This window comes from Cellvibrio sp. (genome assembly GCF_039207905.1).
GTDB lineage: Bacteria > Pseudomonadota > Gammaproteobacteria > Pseudomonadales > Cellvibrionaceae > Cellvibrio.
Genome location: NZ_JBCECX010000052.1, coordinates 1 through 25,100, shown reverse-complemented (window position 1 = coordinate 25,100; position 25,100 = coordinate 1). Strand labels below are relative to the sequence as shown.

The following is a 25,100-nucleotide window of genomic DNA, read 5'->3' as shown; positions in this document are numbered from 1 at the left end:
CCCGAGTACTACACCTTTGTGTTTAACCCCGATGTCATCAAGTCGCTCAACGGTATTGCCTGGTGGGCGGTAATGATTTTTGTATGGATCGCCGGTATCGAACTCGATCTGAAGAAAGCCTGGGAATACAAGCGCGAAAGCGGTATCACCGCTGGTCTTGCGCTGGGGACGCCATTGATCTTTGGTTGCGCGGCCGCCGTGGCATTGATGTCATTCAGCGATGGATGGATGGGCCCCAAAGGCATGACCTGGCAGTTTATCCTCGGCGTAGGCATGGCTTGTGCGGTAACCGCATTGCCAATTTTGATCCTGCTGATGGAAAAGATGGAAATCCTGCGCCAACCAATCGGCCAGCGCATCCTGCGTTACGCCAGCCTCGATGACATCGCCATCTGGGGTGTATTGGCGTTGATCCTGTTGGATTGGGAGCGCGTAGGCCGTCAGGGGATGTTCCTGCTCGCCTTCACCATTGCCAGCTACGCCTTCCGCAAACTGATGGTTGCCATTCCCGAGCGCGACCGCTGGTACTCAGGTTTTATCTGGTTGGCACTCTGCGGCTTGGCGGCAGATTGGGCAGGCCTGCACTTTATGGTCGGCGCCTTCCTCGCGGGCGCAGTGATGGATGCCGAATGGTTTAATCAGGAAGATATGGACAAGCTGCGCCATTTTGTCCTGATGATCATCATGCCAGTGTTCTTCCTCAGCACCGGTTTGCGCACCAATTGGGAAGTGGGCGGCTCAACCGTATTTATCGCGGCGGCAATCCTGCTGGTTGCGTCGGTATCAGGAAAACTGGTGGGTGTTCACGCCGCAGGGAAAATCCTGAAGTGGGAAAAAGGCGAGGCATCAATTGTTGGTTGGCTGCTCCAAACCAAAGCGTTGATCATGATCATTTTCGCCAACGTGTTGCTGGATAAACAAATCATCACCAGCGAGACATTTACTGCGCTGTTGATCATGGCCGTCCTCAGTACCATGCTCACGGTGCCAGTGGTATCCCCCAAGCTCGCGCGCTTTAAAGATATTATTTTCCGCTCGAAATAATCGCTTCTTGCGGACAAAAAAATCCCCGGCATGCCGGGGATTTTTTATTTCACCATCGGTAATTTGTTAAAGCACAAAGCGCGCAACCAGCGTGTTCAGCTCAGTAGCGAGGCGCGCCAACTCCTGCGCCGAAGCACTGGTCTGGTTGGCACCGGCAGCAGATTGGGTGGAGAGGTCGCTGATATTGATGATGTTGCGATCCACTTCGCGCGCGACTGCCGCTTGCTCTTCCGAGGCGCTGGCGATCAATAAATTGCGCTCACTGATGGTTCCACTACGCGCATGAATTTCTTCCAAGGCCTCGCCCGCTTGCATGGCGATGCCAAGGGTGCCGCGCGCCTGCTCGGTACTTTCACGCATGGATTCCACCGCAGAATGGGTACCGCCCTGAATCGCCGCAATCATCTGCTCGATCTCTTTGGTAGACACTTGGGTGCGATGCGCGAGTGCACGCACTTCGTCCGCCACCACCGCAAATCCGCGCCCGGCTTCACCGGCGCGCGCCGCCTCAATCGCGGCGTTCAGTGCAAGCAGGTTGGTCTGCTCAGCAATCGCGCGGATCACATCCAACACCTTGCCAATATCCTGCGATTGCGCCGCCAAACCTTCCATCAACTCGGAGGTTTTGCTCACTTCGCGGGTCATGTTTTCAATCGAAGTCACGGTTTGACGCACACGCGCACGACCATCTTCCGCCAATTGTGTGGACTGGTTGGATGCCTCAGAGGTATCCACCGCATTGCGCGCGACTTCATCCACTGCCGCGCTCATTTCGGTCACCGCCGTAGCAGCTTGCTGAATCTCGCTGTTCTGACGCTGCAGGTTGCGACTGGAATCTTCCGCTACCGAATGCAACTCTTCTGTCGCCGAGGCCAGTTGGATCGAAGAGTTGGCAATATGGTTGATGGTATTGCGCAGGTTGTCTTGCATCACCGCCAAACCGGCAAGCAGACGAGCAGGTTCATCTTGCCCTTGGGATTCGATGCGCTTGCTCAGATTGCCGCTCGCTACCAACTCGGTTGCGCCCACCGCCTGTTGGATAGGCGAGGTAATAGTACCGGTGATGACGTAGGCCAAAATGCCGGTAATCACCAGCGCCAGAACGATGCAGCCGATCACCATAGTGCGGCTGCTCGTATAGGTCGCATGTGATAACGCAGCGGCGGCATGAGCACCTTGAGTATTGATCTTGCCGAGTTCCTGCAATTGCTTGGTGAGCGCATCGGCAAGCAGAATTTGCTCAGTATCGATATGTTCGCGCGCGCCCTCAATATCGCCGTTGCTAACCATGCTGCGCACTTGCGCCACGCTGGCAAAGTATTTGGCTTTCGCGTCTTTCAGTTCGGCATATATACGACGCTCCGACTCTTCGGTGATAAGCGCCTCATAAGTGCGCTGGGCGCGCTCAATATCGTCGTTGACGCTGGACAGTCGCTTGTCGTTTTCCGCAAGACCTTCCGGTGTTGGATCAACCAGTATGCGCAAAGCAAAGATGCGATAGCGCATCAACGAGAGATTAAGCTGGCCGATAGCTTCGAGCGATGGAATCCACTCATCAGTAATCTCTTTTTCGGCAGCCTGCATGGTGACCATCTTGCCGAGCGAAAACACGCCGACGAACAGGATGATAATAGCCAAAAGCCCAAACGCGCCGGTCAGGCGGGGGCCAATATTAAAGTTCCTGAGAAACATACGATTTACACCTTTCCATAAACAACGGGGTCAATAACTGCCTATTGGCGGCCACAGAAGACAATCCATTAAGGCAACAATTAGTATTGACCATAACCCCGAAAAGGGTAGGCCTTTTGTCTGACTAATCTCCGGGATGGTGCCAATCAAACAGCTCAAACGCACTTTTAGCGCCCGCTTGCTTTATAATCGCCGCCTTTTCATCCGGACGACGTCCGCAGCACATCACCAGGCACCACTCCCATGCATTTTGTCGTTAAAGTTTTTTCCGAAATCATTATTAAAAGCCCACCGGTGCGTAAGCGCTTTATCAAGCAACTGCGCGATAACCTGCGCGTTCTGCTGGGCAGCCTGGGGGTCGATATTGACGTCCAGCGCGATTGGGAAAAGATTGAAATCCGCTGCCCCGCTGCCAGCGAACAAGTCATTGCACAGGTGTCCGATGTACTGGCGCGCACTCCCGGCATCGCCAACTTTGCGCTGCTGAACGACTACCCGCTCGGCGATCTGGACTCAATTTTCCAGCACACCCTGCGTCACTGGCGCGATGGCATTGCCGGTAAAACTTTTTGCGTACGCGCCAAACGCGTTGGCAAACATCCATTTACTTCGGTGGAAGTGGAGCAATATGTCGGCGGTGGTTTGCTGCAACACTCGGAAGCCAAAGGTGTTAGCCTGCATAAACCGGATGTCATTGTGCCGCTCGAAATCAAAGGCGAGCGCGTGTGGGTGCTGACCAGCAAGACTCAAGGCTTGGGTGGATTCCCCCTTGGCGCACAAGATCCAGTGCTCTCGTTAATCTCCGGCGGCTTCGATTCCACCGTCTCCACCTATTTGTGTATCAAACGCGGCCTGCGTGCGCACTACTGCTTTTTTAATCTCGGCGGACGCGCGCACGAAATCGGCGTAAAAGAAGTGGCTTATTATTTGTGGAATAAATACGGCGCATCGCATCGCGTTAAATTTGTCACAGTGCCCTTTGAAGATGTGGTGCGCGAAATTCTCGAAAAAGTCGACAACCCTTACATGGGTGTAACACTGAAACGCATGATGTTGCGCGCTGCCGAAAAAGTGGCCGAGTCACTTGAAATTCCAGCACTGGTTACCGGCGAAAGTGTTGCGCAGGTTTCCAGCCAAACACTGGTAAACCTGAATGTAATTGATCGCGCTGTTGATATGGTAGTACTGCGTCCGCTCGCAACCATGGACAAAGGCGACATCATCAATCTTTCGCGCAAAATCGGCACCGAAAGTTTTGCGGCGAGCATGCCGGAATATTGCGGCGTGATTTCGGTGAATCCAACCACGCGCGCAAAACTGCACAAAGTGGAATTTGAAGAGGGCCGCTTCGATATGGCGGTACTTGAGCGCGCCATCGAAGAACGCCGCGCGCAAAATATCGATGAAATCGTCGACGAACTGGATGCAGATTTAACTGTGCCAGTAGTGGGTGATATCAACCCCGACCAGATAGTGATTGATATTCGTCACCCTGACGAACAAGAAAACAATCCATTAAAATTGGATGGAATTGAAATTCTGGTAATCCCGTTTTATTCTCTCAACAACCAATTCAATAACCTTGACCTGAGCAAACAGTATTATTTGTATTGCCAAAAAGGGGTGATGAGTCAATTGCACGCGGCCAACTTAAAAGATGCAGGCCATTTGAATGTGGGTGTGTATCGCCCTGAACCCAAGAGTGCCTGTGCTATCTAATGGGGTTGTCTGAAGCGGGCAGACAGAAGGAACGACTGGTCGAATTTGATTACCTGCGCGGCCTGGCAATTGTCATGATCGTGCTCGGGCATTCCATTTTTCTCGCACAGCCGGTGTTTCCACTGCTATTGGAAAATTTATTGCGCGGTGGCACCGGCTTGTTTGTCTTTATCTCCGGTTTTTTCTTTCATCGCGTGTTTTATGCGCGCTTTGATTACAAAAAATTTATCAGCAAAAAAGCCAGCGCCTTACTCTATCCATTTTTAACCATTTCGCTTGTTGCATTAAGCATCCGCATGTTCGGTTGGTGGCAAGATGGATTGGACTGGCAACAAAACTTACTCAACAGCTGGTACACCATCCGCAACGGTTATGTACTTTATCCGCATTGGTATATTCCGTTTATCCTGCTCACTTTTTTGTGTTCGCCGCTGCATCTCGCTTACATCCGCGCACCACTTTCAATGAAACTCGCAGTGCTGGTGATTTTTTCGTTTATCGCTGTATTCATGCACCGCCCGGAATCCAATTCCAATTTTTTACAATCGCTGATTTATTTCACGCCTTATTATTTGCTGGGCATTCTGGTTTCACAGTACGAACAACCCTTGCGGATTTGGCATTGGCAGCTGCTAATTCTGGGCGTACTCGTCGTCGCTGCAACTGCACTCGCACAGACCTATTTGTGGGTACATATCGGCAACTACCATGCACAAGCATTCCACTACGACGGCTGGGATCTGCAATTTATCCAAAACCTGTTCGGTTGCATCGCCATGCTCGCGCTCTGTCGCCATATAAACTGGCCGTGGTTACAACAGCATCTACGCTGGCTGGCAGAATTAAGCTTCCCGATATTTTTTATTCACCCATTGCTGACTATCGCACTGGAAAATATTGCAACTATCAATAACATCAAACCATTCTTTCCCGTCGATAATATTCCCCAAAGCCTGCTGGTTTTTGCGGTGGTGTTTTTGGTGCAATTATATGGGTCAGCAGCAATCGCCCAGAGTATTCGCCAACTTTTCCCTTCTGTTGGCCATCGCTTTATTGGCTAACGCATTTAATTAATGCGCTACGTCTATCTTTTAATCAACAACAAATACTAATATTGCCCTATTGAAATCCCCATATTAATAATCGCACTACACAAGGTGCAGCATTCAGTAGAGAACAAATTATGAAATGGACTTGGCTATACAAAATAGGTGCTCCGGCAGGGTTTTACCGGCTGGCGGCGGCATGGTTGCCTTACATGTATTTAATCTCTTTTGTTTTATTGCTGGTGGGTACTATTTGGGGATTGGGATTTGCGCCCGTAGATTCAAAGCAAGGGAATAGTTATCGGATTCTATATGTCCATGCTCCAGTCGCTCATATTGCTGAAGTGGCTTATGTACTAATGGCAATAATGGGGGCAGTCGGTCTGATTTGGAAAACAAAACTTTCGTTTATGATGATGAAAGTATCGGCGCCTTTAGGTGTTGCATTTACGTTTGCAGCCTTGGTCACTGGCTCAATTTGGGGGAAGCCGACCTGGGGAACCTGGTGGGTTTGGGATGCAAGAATTACCTCAATGCTGATATTGCTTTTTCTTTTTCTCGGTGTTTATGCATTGCAGGATGCATACAAAAATAATGACCTCGGCAACAAAGCTGCAGCAGTGCTATCACTCGTTGGTGTTATCAACGTTATCATTATTAAAAAGTCAGTTGAATGGTGGAACACTCTGCATCAACCCGCATCCATCATGAAAGGCGCTATTGATATCACCATGCTGCTACCTTTACTAATAAATATGCTGGGCATGTACATATTATATTTAGCGCTGCTATTTTCCTGGACCCAAATGGAAATTTTACGGCAAGAGAGAAAAAAACAATGGATCAAGGAATTTTTTCCTGACAATTAATTAATGGGAGTTTTGGGTACTACGATAATTAATCACACCCAATTCTCCACCGCCAAACCATCTACACGCAAAAACTCTTTTTCATTATTTGTTACCAAAACCCAATTGTTTGCGCGTGCGTGGGCGGCGAGCCACAAATCGTTGTTGCCGATCACTTGGCCGGTTTTTTGTAAGCTCGCGCGAATATCGCCGTAATGAGTCGCAACCTCTTCAGATAGCTCAGCAATATTCATCAAGCTGGCAAGCTCATCAATAACCATGATCGCTCGCTCGCGGGCGTGGCTTTTTTCTGCACCGAAGCGCAGCTCGCCCAAGGTGATAACAGACATGGCCAGTTCATTAGCAGCGTGCTGCGCGAAACGTGCGCGGACGGAGGCGGGATTATATTTGGCGATATAAATACAGATGTTGGTATCAAGCAAAAAGCGGATGCCCATAAAAAATCCTTTTAGAAACCATCTCTTTCCTGCGGCGGCGAATCATCGCGGCCTTGCTCCATAAAATCGACCGGCAGTTGGCTTAGCGCATCAAATATGGCGGCACCATTGGGCGCAACTGCGCGCAAGATGATTTCATCGCCGCGGCGAAAAATCTCCACTTGGTCAACCTCAAAACGGAACTCTTTTGGTAGCCGTACGGCTTGACTATTTCCTGACTGGAAAACGCGGGCGAGGGTCATTGGGTTACCTCCCATGTCATATGTGCATACCCCATATGCAGTATCTACACAAAGTATATACACCCCTAATCTGACTAGCTAGATTAAATTTTCACCAATAGATGCACGTTAGACATATCCCCGTCATGGTCAGATAGGTATAATGCGCGCCTTTTTACGCATCCCCCTTTGCCTTGTACAGGCTTATACCCAAGAGAAATCCCACAGTGACAGATCAATCAGCTATCGAAAAATTGCGCAATATCGCCATTATTGCCCACGTTGACCACGGTAAAACCTCTATGGTTGACCAGTTATTGCGTCAATCAGGCACCCTCGACCGTCGCGAAGACAGCGGCGATTTGATCATGGACAGCAACGATCAGGAACGCGAACGCGGCATTACCATCCTGGCGAAAAACACTGCGATCAAGTGGAACGATTACCGCATTAACATCGTGGATACCCCCGGCCACGCCGACTTCGGCGGTGAGGTAGAGCGCGTTCTGTCGATGGTTGACTCGGTATTGCTGATTGTGGACGCCGTTGGCGGCCCAATGCCACAAACCCGTTTTGTAACCTCAAAAGCGTTTGAACAAGGTTTGAACCCGATTGTTGTTATCAACAAGATTGACCGCCCGGGCGCGCGCCCTGAGTGGGTTGTTGACCAGGTGTTTGACCTGTTTGACCGTTTGGGTGCAACTGATGAGCAGCTCGATTTCCCGATCATTTACGCTTCAGCATTGAATGGTGTTGCAGGTCTTGATCCAGAGAATATCGCTGAAGATATGACTCCGCTGTTCCAAATGATCGTCGATAAAGTTCAACCACCAAAAGTTGACCTCGACGGTCCATTCCAAATGCAAATTTCTGCATTGGACTACAGCAGCTACGTAGGTGTTATCGGGATTGGCCGTATAACTCGCGGCAGCCTGTCGCCCAACCAGCAAATCGTTGTGGTTGACCATGAAGGCAACCAACGTAAAGCTAAAGTATTGCAAGTGATGGGCTACCACGGTTTGCAACGCATCGAAACTGACAAGGCTTATGCGGGCGACATCGTGTGTATCACCGGTGTAGATAAACTCGGCATCTCCGACACCCTGTGCAGCCCGGATCAAATCGAAGCATTGCCAGCCCTGTCTATCGACGAGCCAACCGTAAGCATGACCTTCCAGGTAAACGATTCTCCGTTCGCCGGTAAAGAAGGTAAGTACGTGACCAGCCGTAACATCAAAGACCGTCTGGATCAGGAATTGATTGCCAACGTAGCATTGCGCGTACAACAAGGTGATTCACCAGATAAATTTATCGTTTCTGGCCGCGGTGAATTGCATCTGTCGGTATTGATCGAAAATATGCGTCGCGAAGGCTACGAGTTGGGCGTATCGCGTCCAGAAGTAGTTAAGAAGATTGTTGATGGCGAAGTACACGAGCCGTTCGAGCAAGTGGTGATCGACGTTGAAGAAGAGCACCAAGGTAAAGTAATGGAAGAGCTTGGCCTGCGCAAAGGCGAGCTGACCAACATGGAGCCGGATGGCAAAGGTCGTATCAAATTGGAATTCCTCTGCCCATCACGCGGTTTGATCGGTTTCCGTGGCCAGTTCCTGACCATGACTTCCGGCTCGGGAATCATGACCAGTATTTTTGACCACTACGGCCCGGTAAAAGATGGCGAAGTAGCAAGCCGTCAAAACGGTGTATTGGTATCGATGGTGAAAGGTAAAACGCTCGCTTACGGTCTGCACCCGCTGCAAGAGCGTGGCCGTTTGTTCCTCGGCGCCGGTATTGAAGTTTACGAAGGCCAAATCGTGGGTATTCACTCGCGTTCAAATGACTTGGTAGTAAACCCAACCAAAGCAAAACAATTAACCAACGTTCGTGCTTCCGGTACTGACGATGCGTTGACCCTGTCACCGCCAATCCGTCACACCCTGGAGCAAGCGCTGGAATTTATTGAAGATGACGAGTTGGTAGAAGTAACGCCACAAAGCATCCGCGTGCGCAAAAAACTGCTCACTGAAAACGAGCGTAAGCGCGGCAAAAAAGCCTAACAATTACTACTCTGTATAATTGTTAAATAATAAAAATCCCCAGAGTGAAAACGATGGGGATTTTTTTTAACTATGATTTTGTGCTGGTGGTGCTACATCAGTTGGTGGCGAGGGATTTGGCATTGTCATCGCAGGACACGCCGTGAACCCATCCATGGGGGCTTGACGTTGACCGCAGAGCGGGCCTGCCAACAAATAAATCTGTTGGCGTTCAGCTTCACGCAAAGCATGCGTTGAAAACGTGAGCCTCACCCCTGTCTCCGACAGTCCTGCGACGACAATCCCAAACCCCCTGAAGATTTTCGCAAGAATGGTTACAGCAATGGATATTTATTTAATTATTTCCCTGCTCGCGCTCGGCGCTTGCACCGGACTATTCGCCGGCCTGTTTGGTATTGGCGGCGGCGGCATTATGGTGCCGATCCTCACGCTGTTATTTGTGCAGCACCAATTTCCTGCCGAACATATATTGCATATGGCGCTGGCAACATCGATGGCCGCAATTGTGCCGACAGCTATTGCCAGCTTGCGCGCGCATCACAAACATAAAGCGGTGTTGTGGCCTGTCGTAATAAAAATTACACCGGGAATTTTACTTGGCACTTTTGCGGGGACTTTTTTAGCCAGTTATTTATCTGCAAAACCCTTGGCGATTTTTTTCTCGTGCTTTATGGCATTGGTCGCACTGCAAATGGTGATTAACCGCAAACCAAAACCCACGCAGCAATTACCCGGTAGTTTGGCAACGGCGGCAGCAGGTTCGGGTATAGGTGCGATCTCGGCACTGGTGGCGATTGGTGGCGGCACATTAACAGTACCGTTTTTGGTTTGGTGCAATGTCGCATTGCCAGTCGCGATTGGAACATCTGCCGCAGTAGGACTACCCATCGCCCTTGCAGGCGCAACAGGTTACGTTGTTAACGGTTGGAACATTACTGACTTGCCGGCCTACACGTTGGGTTATGTTTTTTGGCCGGCAGTATTGTTAATGGCAGCAATGAGTTTTATCACCGCGCCGCTAGGTGCAATGCTCGCGCATCGGCTGCCGGTTACTTTACTTAAAAAATTATTTGCGCTGTTACTAATTGGTTTATCGATACAAATGCTAATCACTGTATTTGGTCATTAACTCGATTGAAAAACAAAAAAGGGCGAATAAAATTATCATTCGCCCTTTTTATTTCGTGCTTTTATTTGTTCTCTGCCAGATTAAATCAGTCCGTTGATTCAACTTCAGTTTTACGATTGTTTTCTACCAAGCGTTTAATTTTGGTAGATAACTCATCAAGCCGCATAGGTTTGCTAATGTAATCATCCATACCCGCCGCCATACAGCGGTCGCGATCTTCTTTCAATGCATTCGCCGTCATGCCTAGAATAGGTGTGGGGCGCTTTTTACTTTTGGTTTCCATTTCTTTAATGATGCGCGTTGCCGTCAGGCCATCCATGCGCGGCATCTGCACATCCATTAAAATAATATCGAAATTGGTGGACTGATAATACTTCACTGCAATTTCACCATTTTTCGCAATCACTACATCACAGCCTTCGCTTTGCAGGTAATCGAGCACTGCAATAATGTTGCCTTCGTAATCTTCTGCGACCAAAATTTTCAGGCGATCTTTGCTGTCAATCTTATCGGTGAGTGTGTGCTCTGAACCAAGCAACTCGACCTCATTGGATTGAGCTTGTTTGCATGGCAATGGTAATGATACTTTGAAGTTACTGCCTAATCCCGGCTTGCTGGTTACATCTATTTCTCCGCCCATTAAAGAGACAATACTCTTACAAATTGACAGTCCTAAACCTGTACCACCATAAATCCGTGCAGTACTACTATCAGCTTGAATAAATTTTTCGAAAATTGAAACCAGCTTACTTTCGTCAATTCCTATTCCTGAATCGATCACCTCGACGGTAAGAATCTTTATTTCCGGATGTTCGCTATCTGTAACGCTGGCGAATAAATTAACAAATCCACGCTCGGTAAATTTGATGGCATTGTTAACCAGATTAAAGAGAATCTGCTTAATCTTGGTTTTATCACCTTGAAATACCAGATCTTTAGTTTCCAGATAATTTATACCTAACTGCAGGTTTTTTTCGGTTGCCTTAACCGACATAATACTGCGCACATCTTCAACCAGCTCGGCAACTTTAAAAGGCGCAACTTCCAATAAGTATTCATTCGCTTCAATTTTACTAATATCGAGTAAATCATTAATTAAACTGAATAATGAATCTGAACTTACCTCAAGATTGTAAATCAGCTTGCGTTGATCGACCGTCAAAGTGTTATCTCTATTGAGAACTTGAATAATAGAAATAATAGCCCCTAAAGGTGTACGCAATTCGTGCGACATATGGGAGAGAAAATCTGTTTTGGCTTTGTTGGCAATATCGGATTGAATTTTGCTATTTTCCAGCAAAATTTGTGCGATAGACTCAGCGGTCTCAATATCCAATAGTGACCAGTTTTTGCTGCGTCCCTGGATTGTCGTTTGCCATAATTCAAATGAGCTACGCGGCGTTAAGCGATAACCCGCCTTGGTTTGTTCAACCGGTTTTTCGGGGTTGCCCGCCCAATTAACACTTTCTGTTTTAGCCTTACGAAACCAAATAGCGATGTCTTCGCTGTAAACACCAATAGGAACAAACAGCAATCCGCCTGTAAGATCTTTTAGCACTTCATCGTGCTGAAAATAATCACCAACAAAACTCGTATGTACCACAGCCTTATTGCCATAAGCTCTATACCAAGCTGCTAACCGTTCAAGATATTCCTGTTCAAAGGTTTCGCCGAAATACCAAAATTTTCCGCCGGAAAAAATTGCTATTCCGTCAGCATCAAGCGCTTGCAACGCGATCTCGCTATTTTTAGTAATCGTGTTCTCGAAAGTATCCATGCTGCTGGTCAGCGACAATTTTTCAATCAACAGTTTACGCACATCATGGCGTTGGTTGTCGACTGAGCGGCGCATAGTGGTCAGCTTGGCAGAAAAAATATGCGCAATAATTTCACATAAAACACGAATACTATGGGGAATATGTAAACTGGTTTTATGGTGGCAGGCGATCAATCCCCATAACTTATTATCCTGCATAATGGAAATCGACATGGAGGCTTCCACATTGATATTTTCCAAATACTGGATATGGATAGGCGAAACGCTCCGCAATACTGCATAACTCATATCGAGTGGCTTGCGCGCGCCCTCAATCATTTGTGGGTAAAGTGGCGACGGGCGATAACGAATATCGGGAATAAGGCGCAAATAATTAATGCTGTACAGCCGACGTGCCTGCTCGGGAATATCACTGGCAGGAAAATTCAGACCGAGATAACTTGGCATGTAATCAGCGCGATCTTCTGCAACCACTGCACCATTCCACGCCTCATCAAATTTATACAATTTAACCCGATCAAATCCGGTGATGTTGCGCACGTGAGCAACAATCAGATGATAGAGCGAATCAACATCATAAGTTTTTTGCGCTTCAATTGAATAATTGCGCAAGTCCTCATACACCTTTTGCAGCGTATCTTTGCGCGCACCATCGATTTTTGGTTCAAACTCAAACACTTTATGGTGACGCGAAAAATGCACCACCGCATCATAGGGTTTGCCAGCAAGTTCGACCGATGTAAATTTATAGGGAGCTAGATCCGCTTCGCGAATTGCTTCGTTAATCGTTTGCAGATTTTCAGCGCCGATAACATCCGCCAAATGCTTTCCAATGCAGTCCTGAGCACTGATCCCCAGATGTTGAATAACATTCTCGCTTACTTGGAGAATTTCTTCCGAAGTGTCATTAGTGACCAACATCAAACCATGCGGCTGAATGCAATTGGGAATATGTATAGGTTCATTGGCGCACTCTTGCAGCGCGGCATCCAACTGCTCTTCGGTGAGCTGCTCACGCGGAATAAGAAGATTACCTTGGTCCATTGTCCCCTCCCGAGGCAAATGATTGCGTAAAAAAATGATGGAGGATTAAAAAATGCGTTCGCGCGCTGGACACTACGGAATCTGCATTAACATGGGGCTCGCATTGTGCGAGGAAGGCGAGAAATTCTTTCCAGTGGTCACCGGAGCTACTGCCCGCCCCATTAAAAAAGAATTGTGATTCACCGGGCATTAAACCCAATTTTCTTAGCTGTTTACTAATAACCTGCCCACCTAAGGTAGACCCCTGCTTTACGTAAAGATACCCGAGATAGCTCTCTACCGTCTGTGCGATGACGTACTTATGCGACAACTCCTCGAACAAAAAATCAGGTTCAGGTAAGGGCTTAGCCAAGGCAATAAAATCTTTTTTTAGCCACTCCAGCGGTTTAACTTCATGATTAAAGCGTTGCAGCGCGGGAATGCCATCAAAGAAAGGTTCTGTGCGATTATAAAATTGGAAAAACACCTGCAATACGTGGAGATAATCTTCTTTTGTACAATCTTCACTCATCAACTTGCTCATATTGCTTTCACGGTGCAGCAACTGATGGATATCGTCAGTTTCCTGCCGTAGACGTTGCCGCAATGATTCATGAACTATTGGTACTGCTATGGGAGCAAGAGTCATAGAGCCTCTTAAAAAGGAATATTATTATTGTTTGGGCAGCAATAATATGGAAAGTTCCTATGTTACGGAAAGCTGGATCTATGCGCCAGCTACGCAACTAAAACAATATAAGGAGCGGGATTAACGCGAAATTTTCACCATTTAGTTCTATCAACAAAATAGTGATGGAATGGGTTACGGCAAAGATCGGCAAATTGATAATTAGCTTTTGGCCTTGATCAATTCAGCCAATGCCATTATGTGATCGGGGCGATCATTTAGGGCAGCGATATAGTGATAACTTTCACCGCCCGCTTCCATAAAAGTGTGGCGATTTTCTACTGCCAATTCTTCCAATGTCTCCAAACAATCAGCGCTGAACGCAGGTGATAAAATGGCGATATTTTTTATTCCCTCGGCGGGCAAATTTTTCAGGGTTTCGTCGGTATAAGGCTTCAACCATTCCGCGTAACCAAAGCGCGATTGGAAGCTGGCGATATAATCGTTTTTATCAAGGCCTAATTTTTCTGCCGCCAGGCGCGTGGTTTTAATACAGAGGCAATAATAGGGATCACCCAATTCGAGATTGCGCTTGGGAGTGCCGTGATAGGAGAAAATAATTTTTTGCGGTTTGCCATTTTTTTCAATGTATTCACGCACCGAATTAGCCAGTGCTTCTACGTATAACGGCTCATCGCAATAATTATTAATAAAGTGCATCTCTGGCACCCAGCGCCAGCGGGTTAATTCTTTTGTCACTGCATCAAAACTGGAACCAGTCGTCGGAGCGGCATATTGCGGGTAGAGCGGCAGTACAATAATTTTGCGCACGCCTTCTTTTTGCAATTCGCGTAAGCCACTGGCGATGGAGGGATTACCGTAACGCATGCCGAGCTTCACGCTATAGCCACTGCCCAACTGCTCCTGGATTGCCTGTTGCTGCTGTTTACTTATCACCAGCAGCGGCGAGCCTTCGCTGGTCCAGACTGATTGGTATAACTTTGCCGATTTTTTCGGGCGCACGCGCAAAATAATGCCGTGCAAAATAAACATCCAGGCTAACCGTGGAATTTCAATTACCCGGGGATCGGAAAGGAATTCGCGCAAATAGCGACGCAATGCAGAAGTCGTTGGTGCATCGGGTGTACCAAGATTGGCAAGCAACACACCAATTTTTGGGTCAGGCTTTCCAGCAGCATGGAATACGGGATCCACATCGTAATTAAGAGCGGTGTATTTGTTTATGCTGGATTTGGCCATAGCTAAAGAGTTCCGCGATTTTGCCTCGACATCAAAGTGGGCACAACATACCTGCAGATGCCGTGGAAATCCAGTTAGGTATTGAGAAAATCGCCGCTGGCGATAACTTCCAGGTGTGCAATAGGATGTTGGTAAGCGTAGACCCAAACAGATAATTCTTCGCCAGCACCCGTTAGCACGCTGACCTTTTGCCGCTGATATTCCTGCCCAGGCTGTGCAGGGTAAGAGCACTCCTCGTAAGCATCCAGCGCCGCGAGCTGCGCATTCGAGACCAGTTGATAGACCTCGCCAATCACCCAAGCCGCCGTATCATCAATTACCAACGCTGGATAATAACTGACCTTGAACAAAGTACCTTTGATTTTAGCGCGAGCAACAAAACGGGCACCAGCAAGATATTTATCATGTGCCCCGGTTGGGCAAGCGCGGCGCAAAGTGCCGTACACAAAAATAAATTCATCGGTCATCGTTTATCGCTCATAAAGAAAAACTCCCGCAGCTGCGGGAGTTAGTGGTGTAATTTTTAAGCGCACAAAAAACAATAGGGCGCAGCAAGCAGCACCCCTAGGTTATTGCGGGGATAATTGGTAGATATTGCTTTTCACTTCGTCGGTGAGCAGATATACCAAACCATCCGGCCCTTGCACTACATGGCGCAGACGTTGATCCAATTCTTTGGCGAGCATACGCTCTTCTTTGGTAACTTTTTCACCGTCAACAACCAAACGTACCAGTGTTTTTTCCCTCAGACTGGTAAGCAAAATATTATTTTTCCACTGCGGAAATTTATCACCGGTGTAAAAAATAAAACCGGCAGTGGCAATAGAGGGAACCCATTTGTAGTTAGGTTGTTCCATGCCCGCCTTTTGTGTGCCTTCGCCAATTTTACCGCCGCCGTAATTTTCACCGTAGGTGATCACTGGCCAGCCATAATTTTTTGCAGCGCGATCAATATTTAATTCGTCGCCACCCTGTGGGCCATGCTCGCCAGTCCACAATTCTTTGGTGACAGGATTAATCGCTGCGCCTTGCATATTGCGATGGCCGAATGACCAAATCTCTGGCAATGCGCCCGGTGTTTTTACGAAAGGATTATCTTTTGGTGCTGAGCCATCCGCATTGATGCGCACAACTTTACCTTGATGGTTATCGAGCGTTTGTGCTTTGTCTTTTTCACTGTAGCGATCACCGAGTGTCACAAACAGTGTTCCATCCGGTGCCCACACCAAACGCGAACCAAAGTGATTAGTGCTATTCACTTTTGGTTTTTGGCTGAACACGCGCGTTACATTTTCCAGTTTATTGCCGTTGAGCGTAGCGAAACTAACCGCGGTGCTATTCAAGCTGCCTTCGCCCGGCTCGGAATAACTGAAGTAGATTTTTTTGCTGGTGGCAAAATCCGGTGCGAGCACTACATCCAACAATCCACCTTGGCCCTGCGCAACAACTTTTGGCAAACCACTTAAGGGTGCGCCTAATTTTCCGTCAGCAGTCACAATCCGCATGCGACCCGGACGCTCGGTTACTAACATGCTGCCATCGGGTAAAAATGCCATACCCCACGCATTTTCCAAACCTTGTGCAACCGTTTTCACTTGAAAATTAGCGGCTTCACTTTTTATCGCGATAGCCTTGGTGCCAGCGGTTTGCGCCGCTGCGAATGGCGCAACAGCAACAAAACACAAGGCGAGACTGAGAGTACGAAGTTTCATGCGGATCTCCTGATAGATTTTCATCAGGTTAACAAGCGCCTGACAGGAGAGCAATTCAAGCTTTGTTAAGCCTGATGCGCTGCAGTGGCTTCGTGCTCTGCGTATTTTTCTTTCATCAGATTTAAAAAGTGTTTGAGACTTTTGTTGTCGCTGGTTTCAAATGTCTCGTCGGTTACCACCACGGATTGAATGCGATCAAGGCGAAAGGTGCGGTAATCGACACGCAAATGACACCAGGCGACCAACGTCCATACCTTGCCCCAAAAGATCAACCCGAGCGGTTCAATGGTGCGCGAGCTTTGCTGTTCGTCGGCGCGCACATAATCAATTGCCACACGCTGGCGCAGGCGGATTGCCTCGCGCATCGGTTGGCTATGCGCGGTGTAATATTTTTGCACCTCTTCCATATTGGGGACTAACAGCGGCAGGCTTTCATCGCTGTGACGCAAATGGTCGGGCAACACGGCGAGAATCTTCTGGATCGCCTGGTTGGCATGGATCGCCATGTCGGTATCGCCCCAGCTGCTCACCATACGCGCGCCAAGCAGCAACGCTTCTACTTCTTCGCGATCAAACATCAAGGGCGGCAGCTGATAGCGGTGCGAAAGGCGATATCCCACACCCGCCTCACCCTCAATCGGCACACCCGAGAGGCTGAGGGATTGGATATCGCGGTAGATGGTGCGCTCGGATACGCGCAAATGCTCGCTCATCTGCTTGGCCGTAAGTACGGTGCGGCGGTTGCGCAACAGGGTAGTGAGCTGGAAAAGGCGTTCGGCGCGATGCATAGGAGGCTCGACAAGTATTATGGCTGGGGTGATCAATGCGCCATGCTAATCAGCGCTACTGACAGTTTATGTCAGTAAGCGTTTAAATGTTAGGCAATCCGCCACTTCAGAGCTAGTTACAGTGCTCGGATTTACGTTAAAGATGCAGTTTTCATTGCGAAAAGTGAGCGCTTACAAGAGCCGCTGTGCTACCTTTATTGGACGCTATTCTCCGCGTATCCCTATAGTGGTTGATCCGAACAAGGCCAGTTTATGCAGATTTTTTATCCCGAGATAAAACCCTATCAGCGCCACCAAATCGCCGTAGAGCCTCCCCACGAATTGTATGTCGATGAATCCGGCAATCCGAACGGCATTCCAGTGCTATTTGTGCACGGCGGGCCGGGAGCAGGCTGCGGTAAATATGATCGCCGCTTTTTTGATCCGGAAGTCTATCGCATTGTTTTGTTCGATCAACGCGGCGCGGGCCGCTCGCGCCCACATGCGGAACTGGAGAGCAACACCACGCAAAAGCTGGTGGAAGATATAGAAGTGATCCGCAACGCTTTGGGTATCGACAAGTGGGTACTTTTCGGCGGCTCATGGGGATCAACCCTCAGTCTGGTCTACGCACAAACTTATCCCGAGCGTGTACTGGGCTTAATCTTGCGCGGCATATTCCTCTGTCGCCGCGAAGATTTGTTGTGGTTCTATCAGGAAGGTGCGAGCCGTTTATTCCCCGATTACTGGGATGACTTTGTAGCGCAAATTCCCGAGTCTGACCGCAGCGACATGATCGGCGCTTACTATCGCCAATTGATCGGCGAAAACCAGATCCAGCAAATGTCAGCAGCAAAAACCTGGTCCGGTTGGGAGGGGCGCACCGCCACCCTCAAGCCCTGTCAGGACGTGGTAGATTCATTCACTGAACCGCATCGCGCGCTATCACTCGCACGTATCGAGGCTCACTATTTCGTGAACGATGCATTTCTGGAGCACAACCAGATTTTGCGCGATGCCCATAAACTCGCCGGCATTCCCGGTGTGATTGTGCATGGCCGCTACGATGTTATTTGCCCGCTCGATAACGCCTATGCCTTGCACAAAGCCTGGCCGGGTTCTGAATTGCAAATTATCCGCGAAGCTGGTCACGCTTCACGCGAACCGGGCATTGTTGATGCACTTATCCGCGCAACCGACGATCTGGCCAAGACCCTGCTCAAAACAGGCGATCAATTAGCCTAAGCCTGATTGTAATACTCGCAGCTAAAAACGGAGCCAACTGGCTCCGTTTTTATTTTGTAGCACATTTAATAGTTTGGTTTTTGCTGTCGCTTTTTGTATTACATAATTCGGTGGTATGATCAAACCCGCAGGCTCAAGACCTGCCACCGCCAGCGTTATTGGCCGTGAGAATAAACCATAAAACTGACGATCAGGCTGAGCACAATATTAATAACATGCCGTACAGCCGCAGCGGAGCAGTGATCTATGTATGATGTAATTTTTAATACCCACGATGTCGTGCTGCTAATGACTGCGTACCAATGCATTCTCTTTGCATTGTTGTTGTTAACCATCAAGCGCGAAAAATATATCCGCAATGTATTCCTCGCTGTGTTTTTGTTGCAGCAAGCCGCTATCCCGCTGGATATCCTGATTAGCTTCGGAGCCGAATTCCGCCATATCGCCATTGAATGGTCACCCGATTTATTTTATGTCTTTGGCTTCGGCTACTGGCTGGAGGGACCACTGCTGCTGTGGTACACGCGCTCGCTCATCTACAAAGATTATCACCTGCGCCTAAAAGACATTATTTATTTACTGCCGTTTATCGCCTACGCCGGCTATCAATTAATTTTTTATTACAGCCTCGATGTCAGCGATAAAAAAACTATTCAGGAACAATACGATTTAGCCGTAGCGCCACAAATCATGAATTACGTTACCCTTTTTCGCGAATTATTCCGCGTCGCGCTGGGTGTTATCTGCCTGATTGAAATCAAACGCTATACCCAACATATTCGCACCAATTTTTCGGATATCGACAAGATCGATTTAACCTGGCTGAAAATTCTGGTGATCGGCTTCCTCGCGATTCGCTTCTGGGCGGTGCTGGTGGCCGCGATGATTATTTTGTCGATCACCTTTGGTATCACCACCAACTTTGAAATCATGGGCTTGACCGGCAACTACATCACCTTCTTGCTGGTAAGCATCCTGATCTTTTTCGGCTTGGGGCATTCGAGCGTATTTGAAGGATTGGAATTGCGCCCACCACAAGAGCCTGAAGCCGCAAAAGACGAACAGGAACCCGAAGGACAAAAAGAAAAAATCAAACCGGAAATGATCGAGCAGCTAGCGCGCCATATGGAAACAGAGAAACCCTATCTAACACCGGCTCTGACACTGGAAAAACTCGCCGGACAATTGCGCATGCAACCGCGACTGCTATCCAATATCATTAACCGGCATTTTGATTGCAACTTCTTCGAGTTTATTAATTCCTATCGCGTAGAAGAGGCCAAGCGCATGCTGGTTGATTCCCAGCACGCGGATAAAAATATGCTCGATATCATGTTGGATGTCGGCTTTAACAGCAAAGCCACCTTCAATACGCTGTTCAAGAAAAAAGCGGGCATGACGCCCAGCGAATACCGGAAATCAGTCAAGCCGCTGAGTTAACGCGGCGCTTTAGCAGGTTTTTTATGTTAGGTTTGCTTCAACGTGTTAAACAAGCATCGGTCACGGTCAACGGGGAGATTACCGGCGAAATACAACAAGGTATTTTGTTGCTCCTCGGCATCCAAAAAAATGACACCGAAGAAACAGCAGTCAAGCTGATCGATAAAATTCTCACTTACCGCATTTTTTCTGACGAAAATAACAAGATGAATTGCAACGTCCAACAAATCGACGGCGGCATTTTGGTCGTATCGCAATTCACTCTCGCCGCCGATACCAAAAAAGGCACCCGCCCCAGCTTTTCATCCGCTGCACCACCCGCACAAGCCGAAGCTCTCTACGATTATTTTGTAGCGCAAATGCGCAGCAAACACCCACAGGTTGCCACCGGGATTTTTGCTGCAGATATGCAAGTAGCATTAATTAACGACGGGCCGGTGACGTTTATGCTGGAGATGGAATAGATTTAGTTAACAACACATTAATCACGGAGTCGATTTATGAAGATCCAACTTGCATCCACGCCCGAAGAAATAGCGGCTTGTTTTCCTGTTATAGAAGAATTGCGCCCACAGCTTTCGTTTGATGGTTACATCGCCCTTGTTGCGCGCATGCAAAAAAATCACGGTTACCAACTCGCTTATGTAGATGATAATGGCGTTAAATCGGTGGCGGGTATTCGTATAGCGGAATGGCTTTACTCTGGAAAATATCTGGAAATAGACGATTTAATTACCGCTGACGGCGAAAGATCCAAAGGCTATGGTGCCAAGCTATTTGACTGGGTGGTTAATTACGCGCGGGAACAACAGTGTGTGCAGTTGCGTTTGGTTTCCGGTGTGCAGCGGATAGATGCACACCGGTTTTATCAAAATAAAGGCATGACATTCGAGGCAAAGTATTTTTCAATAATGCTATAGCCGCTTGAACGACTAAAACTAATCAGAAATCGTTTCTAACCATCGTTTACTCAACGCTTCTACTTTTTCCAAATCATACTGACGCAGGGCATTCAACAATTGTTGGTGCCGCTGCGCACCCAGTTGGTCGATAGTTAATTCGCCGATCAACTTTTTACTTGCACTCATATCACCGCTCTCAGCCAGATCGGCAAGTTGTCGCAATAGCGTTTTGATTGGGCTCAGATCGATTTCAATATCGTCAACAGGGCGCGCTTCATTTTTTACATCGGCTTGATTATCAAAATCCACTCGCGCGTGATGCTGAAGGGCTTTGAATACATCGTCGAAAGCATAGGGCTTGCCGATAAATTCCTGGAATCCTTGGCCAAGATAATAAGTGCGCTCGTGTTCAAGACTGGAAGCTGACACGGCAACGATAGGAATATTGCTGTAATTGGGTAGCAAACGTAGGCGGCGAAACATTTCCAGGCCATTCAAATGCGGCATACGGATATCGGTAAAAATAATATCGAATTGCTGCGCTTGGCACATGGCAAGACCTTCGCGGCCATCGTGTGCGGCGTAAGTTTCGCAGCCAATTTCTTGCAGCAAATCCACCAGGATTTCACAGCTCGCCTGATCATCTTCCACTACCAACACTTTGCATTCAGTGCCCAACTGCAAGCGCTGCATTTGTTGCTGGTTATCGCGCGGATCTAACACAACGCTTTCGCTCACCAGCGGCAAACGCAAATGCGCGAGTGTGCCTTGCCCAAGAATACTGGAGAGTTTCAAGCTACCGCCCATACCTTCTGCAAGATGACGCGATAGGGTAAGGCCGAGGCCAGTACCACCGGCGTCTTCACCGGCTTGCCCCTGCTTAAAGGCAGCAAATAATTCTGCCAATTCCTGCTCCGAAATACCGGGGCCGGTGTCGCCGATGACAAACTCCACTTCACCGGCAAGATGTGCCACATACAAACTTACACTGCCTTCAGGTGTAAATTTAATCGCATTGCCCAACAGGTTTAATAAAATCTGGCCGATTTTCTGGCGATCCCCTTTCACAATATAGGGATCAGGTAAATCGACTTGAGTAATTAAATTCAGCCCTTTATTTTGCGCGCGTCCAACCATAATAGTTTGGATGTCTGCAACTTCCTGATGCAAGTCAAAATATTCTTTGCGCAAGCTAAGCACACCAGCTTCGATTTTTGACAGATCCAAAATATCGTTGATCAATCCTAACAATCGCTGGCTCGACACTAAAATTAATTGCAACCGCTCGCGTTGGCCGCCAACAAAATGCTCATCGCGCATTAACAACTGCGTGTACCCCAAGACCGCATTGAGCGGTGTGCGAATTTCATGGCTCATGTTGGCGAGAAAGCGGCTCTTTGCATGGGTTGCTTCTTCAGCTTCTTCTTTTGCCAGCGACAATTGTTTTTCAATTTCTTTTTGCGCCGATATATCGCGGCCAATACCGAGAATACCTACGGCATTATCCTGATCATCACACACAGCCACTTTTAATGTATCCAGTAAATAATGTTCATCTTCATTCACATGGATCATCTGCTCGTAGCGATGCACTTCGCGGCTCTTGAGCGCCTGCTGGTCATTGATACGAAAACAATCGGCAAGCTCGCGGGTAACCAGTTGCTCCTCGGTTTTGCCGATAATATTTTCTTCTGGCAGATTCAGCATTTTGGCAAAGGCTTTATTGCAGCTGATGTAAACACCTTCCAAATTTTTAAACCAAATAGGATCGGGAATATTATCAAGCAAACTGCGTAGATGTTGTTCGCGTGCACGTAACGCATTTTGCGATGCCTGTAACTGCTCCTGGGTTTGCTGCCGCTGCACCACTTCATTGAGCAACCAGTCATTTGCTTTGCGCAGTGCTTGGGTGTGCGATAGAACCTCTGCTTCAAGACGCGTTTGGTTTTCGCGCAGCAACTCAACATGCTGCTGGCGGGTGCGAATATAGGCAGACAATAAACCAATTACCGAAAGACCAATGGTGAGCACCACCCACTGCAGAAAGCTGGGCTGATACCAAGGACGCGGATCAAGCTTTGCCGACAGTGTCATTTCACGCGCAGCAGCAGCAACGCGTTGCGCTTCGCTGTGCTGGATATAGCCCAGTGCAGACACCAGAAAAAATACCAACCCAACACCAGCGCATAATAATAAAAATGCCTGCGCATGCGCATTCTGACGCACACGCGGAATCACCAACCATGCGAGCAGCGAGGTGCATATCAGCATGCCTACGCTATTGCCCATCCACCAAAATGCCCAGGCTTTTCCAGCTTCACCATCGGGCAAGATATTGAGCAGAGTCAGCGTATAAATTCCAATACAGGAAGAAATAAGTGAGCAGCCAAACACACTTGCGATAAAAATCAGTGTGGGTCGCAAATCAACCAGCAAATTATTGGTCAACAAACCACGATTGAGCCGTGCGATTACCATCACTTGTAATATATCGCCAGCAGCGATCATGGCGGCACCACCCCAGCTTGCGTAACTGCGCCCTATCGCCGTATCAAAATGTAAAAATTGGGTTGCGAATAATGCGCCTAAAAATAATCCGGGAACTATGCGGAAGCCAAACAGCAACAAACCAAATAGCGCGAGACCTGCTGCTGGCCATACAAGGGAAACTAGCGAGGTTAGCGAACTCCAAGCCATGCCGAGTTCAGCTAGTAAGAAATACATCACCGCAAAACACACATTCAGTAGCGGTAATTTGCCGTAGCGGTAAATAGCTTTACGCGAGAGTTGCAGCACTGGTAACGCCCCTTATTATTGTCAGGCGATTATCAGGACAGCCTTTTTTCCAGTGCCTGATAATTCAATTCTTCCGGCCGGTGATGGTAATAACCTTGCCCCCAGCTTACGCCCAGATCGTGCAACTGTTTAGCAACTTCGGCGGTCTCGACGAATTCGGCAATCACTTCTTTATCCAGGGAAGTTGCCATTTCAGCGATAGATTTCACCATCGCATAATGCGCCGGATCAGTATCCATATCGCGCACAAAAATGCCGTCGATTTTTATTTTGTCGAACGCCAGTTGATGCAAGTAAGCATAAGAGGCAAAACCACTACCAAAATCGTCCAACGCAAAATGACAGCCCAACTCGCGCAGGGTTTGCATAAATTGCCGGGCGGACTCGACGTTCACAATCGCTTGGGTTTCAGTGATTTCAAAACAAAACTTATTAGCAGGTAAATTGAGATGGGTAAAATTGTTGATAATAAATTGCGCAAATTGCGCTTCGCGGATGGAAATAGCAGAAAGGTTGATCGACACCAAATCCAACTGATCCAACAACTGTGGATGCTGGGCAAATAAATTCAGTGTGTAGGCGACGATCCATTTATCCAACTCCGGGATCAAATGCAAACGCTCGGCCGGGCCGATAAACTCGCCCGGTGAAATCATGCGTTCATGTTGCGGGTCCCACAAACGCAGCAATACTTCCAAGCGATATTTGGGCGCTTCACTGCTATTAGCGGCAGGTAAATATTCGATCATTTGAAAATAGGCACGGAACAACTGGCTGTGTACTGCATCCACCAGGCGCGACGCCCAGTTGATATTGTCTTTGTGCAGATTGCTGCGTTTTGCCGCATCATCGTAACTGAAAATCCCACCGCGCGACTCGCGCTTGGCGACGAAAATAACTTCATCTGCCGCCAGCATCACCTGATCGTAGCTCACCATAGTGCGATTGAGTGGCACAGTGGCAATTGACGCAGCCAATTTAAATTGGCGATCTTCCCATTGGAAATTAAATTGTTCGAGATGCTTAAGAATATTTTGTGCGAGCGCCAAACCTTTATTGCTTTCATCGCAATAAGTGACTACAGCAAAACGGTCGCCACCGAGACGCGCAAAAAAATCGTCGCGGGTTAACAAGCCGGCGATGCTATCGGAAAACTGACGCAACAATTCATCGCCCGCAATACAGCCGCAACTTTCATTAATCAAACGAAAGCGATCAATATCAATCAACAAAAAAGACGCATTGATATCTTGCACCTGTACGTGGGCAAGCAATTCGGAGACATGGGCTTCAAGGGCGTTGCGGTTGTGCAGGCGGGTAACAAAATCGTGGGTGGCGA

General features: G+C 48.1%; 21 protein-coding genes. 10 read left to right on the top strand and 11 right to left on the bottom strand.

The features are described 5' to 3' along the window. A partial coding sequence (locus AAGC78_RS20440) for a cation:proton antiporter (RefSeq protein ID WP_435785960.1) occupies positions 1 to 1,044 on the top strand: 1,044 nt, incomplete at its 5' end. A gap of 66 nt (positions 1,045 to 1,110) precedes the next feature. Here AAGC78_RS20440 and AAGC78_RS20435 read toward each other — a convergent pair. Next, entirely contained in the window at positions 1,111 to 2,736 is a 1,626-nt protein-coding gene (locus AAGC78_RS20435) for a methyl-accepting chemotaxis protein (protein ID WP_435785959.1), read from the bottom strand. Positions 2,737 to 2,979: 243 nt separating this feature from the next. On the opposite strand from AAGC78_RS20435, the gene thiI reads away from it, so the two are divergent. The 3 genes from thiI to ccmC all read left to right on the top strand — a co-directional run bounded on the left by thiI (position 2,980) and on the right by ccmC (position 6,370). Then, a complete protein-coding gene (gene thiI, locus AAGC78_RS20430; RefSeq protein WP_435785958.1) occupies positions 2,980 to 4,455 on the top strand; it encodes a tRNA uracil 4-sulfurtransferase ThiI in 1,476 nt (491 codons plus the stop codon). Further along, on the top strand, positions 4,455 to 5,516 hold the full coding sequence (locus tag AAGC78_RS20425) for an acyltransferase (protein WP_435785957.1): 1,062 nt from the start codon (positions 4,455 to 4,457) through the stop codon (positions 5,514 to 5,516). The genes thiI and AAGC78_RS20425 overlap by 1 nt, the downstream gene beginning before the upstream one ends. A 122-nt stretch (positions 5,517 to 5,638) precedes the next feature. Next, a complete protein-coding gene (gene ccmC, locus AAGC78_RS20420; RefSeq protein WP_435785956.1) occupies positions 5,639 to 6,370 on the top strand; it encodes a heme ABC transporter permease CcmC in 732 nt (243 codons plus the stop codon). Between the two features lie 32 nt (positions 6,371 to 6,402). Here ccmC and vapC read toward each other — a convergent pair whose 3' ends face one another. Both vapC and AAGC78_RS20410 read right to left on the bottom strand, forming a co-directional pair. Beyond that, a complete protein-coding gene (vapC, locus tag AAGC78_RS20415; protein WP_435785955.1) occupies positions 6,403 to 6,807 on the bottom strand; it encodes a type II toxin-antitoxin system tRNA(fMet)-specific endonuclease VapC in 405 nt (134 codons plus the stop codon). An 11-nt stretch (positions 6,808 to 6,818) separates the two neighbouring features. Next, positions 6,819 to 7,049, bottom strand: a complete 231-nt coding sequence (locus tag AAGC78_RS20410) for an antitoxin (protein ID WP_435785954.1) — start codon at positions 7,047 to 7,049, stop codon at positions 6,819 to 6,821. Between the two features lie 206 nt (positions 7,050 to 7,255). On the opposite strand from AAGC78_RS20410, the gene typA reads away from it, so the two are divergent. Continuing rightward, positions 7,256 to 9,082, top strand: coding sequence for a translational GTPase TypA (typA, locus tag AAGC78_RS20405; RefSeq protein ID WP_435785953.1), 1,827 nt, complete (start codon positions 7,256 to 7,258; stop codon positions 9,080 to 9,082). 322 nt (positions 9,083 to 9,404) lie between these two features. Beyond that, positions 9,405 to 10,211: a sulfite exporter TauE/SafE family protein gene (locus tag AAGC78_RS20400; protein ID WP_435785952.1), complete on the top strand. Its 807-nt coding sequence runs from the start codon at positions 9,405 to 9,407 to the stop codon at positions 10,209 to 10,211. 85 nt (positions 10,212 to 10,296) lie between these two features. Here AAGC78_RS20400 and AAGC78_RS20395 read toward each other — a convergent pair whose 3' ends face one another. The 6 genes from AAGC78_RS20395 to AAGC78_RS20370 all read right to left on the bottom strand — a co-directional run bounded on the left by AAGC78_RS20395 (position 10,297) and on the right by AAGC78_RS20370 (position 17,399). After that, entirely contained in the window at positions 10,297 to 13,032 is a 2,736-nt protein-coding gene (locus AAGC78_RS20395; protein ID WP_435785951.1) for an ATP-binding protein, read from the bottom strand. Then, a complete protein-coding gene (locus AAGC78_RS20390) occupies positions 13,019 to 13,660 on the bottom strand; it encodes a biliverdin-producing heme oxygenase (RefSeq protein WP_435785950.1) in 642 nt (213 codons plus the stop codon). Before AAGC78_RS20390 ends, AAGC78_RS20395 begins: the two co-directional genes overlap by 14 nt. Before the next feature lie 201 nt (positions 13,661 to 13,861). Then, positions 13,862 to 14,899, bottom strand: coding sequence for a ferrochelatase (gene hemH / locus AAGC78_RS20385; protein ID WP_435785949.1), 1,038 nt, complete (start codon positions 14,897 to 14,899; stop codon positions 13,862 to 13,864). A gap of 74 nt (positions 14,900 to 14,973) precedes the next feature. Further along, entirely contained in the window at positions 14,974 to 15,366 is a 393-nt protein-coding gene (locus tag AAGC78_RS20380) for a gamma-glutamylcyclotransferase family protein (protein ID WP_435785948.1), read from the bottom strand. Positions 15,367 to 15,468: 102 nt separating this feature from the next. Beyond that, complete coding sequence (locus tag AAGC78_RS20375) at positions 15,469 to 16,611, bottom strand: PQQ-dependent sugar dehydrogenase (RefSeq protein ID WP_435785947.1); 1,143 nt, start codon at positions 16,609 to 16,611, stop codon at positions 15,469 to 15,471. A gap of 65 nt (positions 16,612 to 16,676) precedes the next feature. Beyond that, positions 16,677 to 17,399 carry a helix-turn-helix transcriptional regulator gene (locus AAGC78_RS20370; protein ID WP_435785946.1) on the bottom strand — a complete coding sequence of 241 codons (723 nt, stop codon included), beginning with the start codon at positions 17,397 to 17,399 and terminating at the stop codon, positions 16,677 to 16,679. A gap of 252 nt (positions 17,400 to 17,651) precedes the next feature. Between AAGC78_RS20370 and pip the strand changes: the two genes are divergently transcribed. The 4 genes from pip (at position 17,652) to AAGC78_RS20350 (ending at position 20,983) form a co-directional block, all read left to right on the top strand. After that, on the top strand, positions 17,652 to 18,623 hold the full coding sequence (gene pip / locus AAGC78_RS20365; RefSeq protein ID WP_435785945.1) for a prolyl aminopeptidase: 972 nt from the start codon (positions 17,652 to 17,654) through the stop codon (positions 18,621 to 18,623). Between the two features lie 246 nt (positions 18,624 to 18,869). After that, positions 18,870 to 20,063: a helix-turn-helix domain-containing protein gene (locus AAGC78_RS20360; RefSeq protein WP_435785944.1), complete on the top strand. Its 1,194-nt coding sequence runs from the start codon at positions 18,870 to 18,872 to the stop codon at positions 20,061 to 20,063. Positions 20,064 to 20,086: 23 nt separating this feature from the next. Further along, complete coding sequence (gene dtd / locus AAGC78_RS20355) at positions 20,087 to 20,527, top strand: D-aminoacyl-tRNA deacylase (RefSeq protein ID WP_435785943.1); 441 nt, start codon at positions 20,087 to 20,089, stop codon at positions 20,525 to 20,527. 36 nt (positions 20,528 to 20,563) lie between these two features. Further along, positions 20,564 to 20,983 (top strand): GNAT family N-acetyltransferase, encoded by a 420-nt coding sequence (locus tag AAGC78_RS20350; RefSeq protein ID WP_435785942.1) that lies wholly within the window; start codon positions 20,564 to 20,566, stop codon positions 20,981 to 20,983. 18 nt (positions 20,984 to 21,001) lie between these two features. Here the strand turns inward: AAGC78_RS20350 and AAGC78_RS20345 are convergent, their stop codons facing one another. Continuing rightward, the gene (locus tag AAGC78_RS20345; RefSeq protein ID WP_435785941.1) at positions 21,002 to 23,761 is read right to left on the bottom strand and encodes an ATP-binding protein; all 2,760 of its coding nucleotides are present in this window, start codon (positions 23,759 to 23,761) and stop codon (positions 21,002 to 21,004) included. A gap of 32 nt (positions 23,762 to 23,793) precedes the next feature. Continuing rightward, a partial coding sequence (locus AAGC78_RS20340; protein ID WP_435785940.1) for an EAL domain-containing protein occupies positions 23,794 to 25,100 on the bottom strand: 1,307 nt, incomplete at its 5' end.

Bases quoted from the DNA above. Each gene is read 5' to 3' on its own strand.
- thiI (WP_435785958.1), top strand. From the start codon at position 2,980: ATGCATTTTGTCGTTAAAGTTTTTTCCGAAATCATTATTAAAAGCCCA.
- AAGC78_RS20435 (WP_435785959.1), bottom strand. From the start codon at position 2,736: ATGTTTCTCAGGAACTTTAATATTGGCCCCCGCCTGACCGGCGCGTTT.
- AAGC78_RS20400 (WP_435785952.1), top strand. From the start codon at position 9,405: ATGGATATTTATTTAATTATTTCCCTGCTCGCGCTCGGCGCTTGCACC.
- AAGC78_RS20410 (WP_435785954.1), bottom strand. From the start codon at position 7,049: ATGACCCTCGCCCGCGTTTTCCAGTCAGGAAATAGTCAAGCCGTACGG.
- AAGC78_RS20370 (WP_435785946.1), bottom strand. From the start codon at position 17,399: ATGCATCGCGCCGAACGCCTTTTCCAGCTCACTACCCTGTTGCGCAAC.
- hemH (WP_435785949.1), bottom strand. From the start codon at position 14,899: ATGGCCAAATCCAGCATAAACAAATACACCGCTCTTAATTACGATGTG.
- ccmC (WP_435785956.1), top strand. From the start codon at position 5,639: ATGAAATGGACTTGGCTATACAAAATAGGTGCTCCGGCAGGGTTTTAC.
- AAGC78_RS20350 (WP_435785942.1), top strand. From the start codon at position 20,564: ATGAAGATCCAACTTGCATCCACGCCCGAAGAAATAGCGGCTTGTTTT.
- dtd (WP_435785943.1), top strand. From the start codon at position 20,087: ATGTTAGGTTTGCTTCAACGTGTTAAACAAGCATCGGTCACGGTCAAC.
- AAGC78_RS20425 (WP_435785957.1), top strand. From the start codon at position 4,455: ATGGGGTTGTCTGAAGCGGGCAGACAGAAGGAACGACTGGTCGAATTT.
- vapC (WP_435785955.1), bottom strand. From the start codon at position 6,807: ATGGGCATCCGCTTTTTGCTTGATACCAACATCTGTATTTATATCGCC.
- AAGC78_RS20380 (WP_435785948.1), bottom strand. From the start codon at position 15,366: ATGACCGATGAATTTATTTTTGTGTACGGCACTTTGCGCCGCGCTTGC.
- AAGC78_RS20360 (WP_435785944.1), top strand. From the start codon at position 18,870: ATGTATGATGTAATTTTTAATACCCACGATGTCGTGCTGCTAATGACT.
- pip (WP_435785945.1), top strand. From the start codon at position 17,652: ATGCAGATTTTTTATCCCGAGATAAAACCCTATCAGCGCCACCAAATC.
- AAGC78_RS20395 (WP_435785951.1), bottom strand. From the start codon at position 13,032: ATGGACCAAGGTAATCTTCTTATTCCGCGTGAGCAGCTCACCGAAGAG.
- AAGC78_RS20375 (WP_435785947.1), bottom strand. From the start codon at position 16,611: ATGAAACTTCGTACTCTCAGTCTCGCCTTGTGTTTTGTTGCTGTTGCG.
- AAGC78_RS20390 (WP_435785950.1), bottom strand. From the start codon at position 13,660: ATGACTCTTGCTCCCATAGCAGTACCAATAGTTCATGAATCATTGCGG.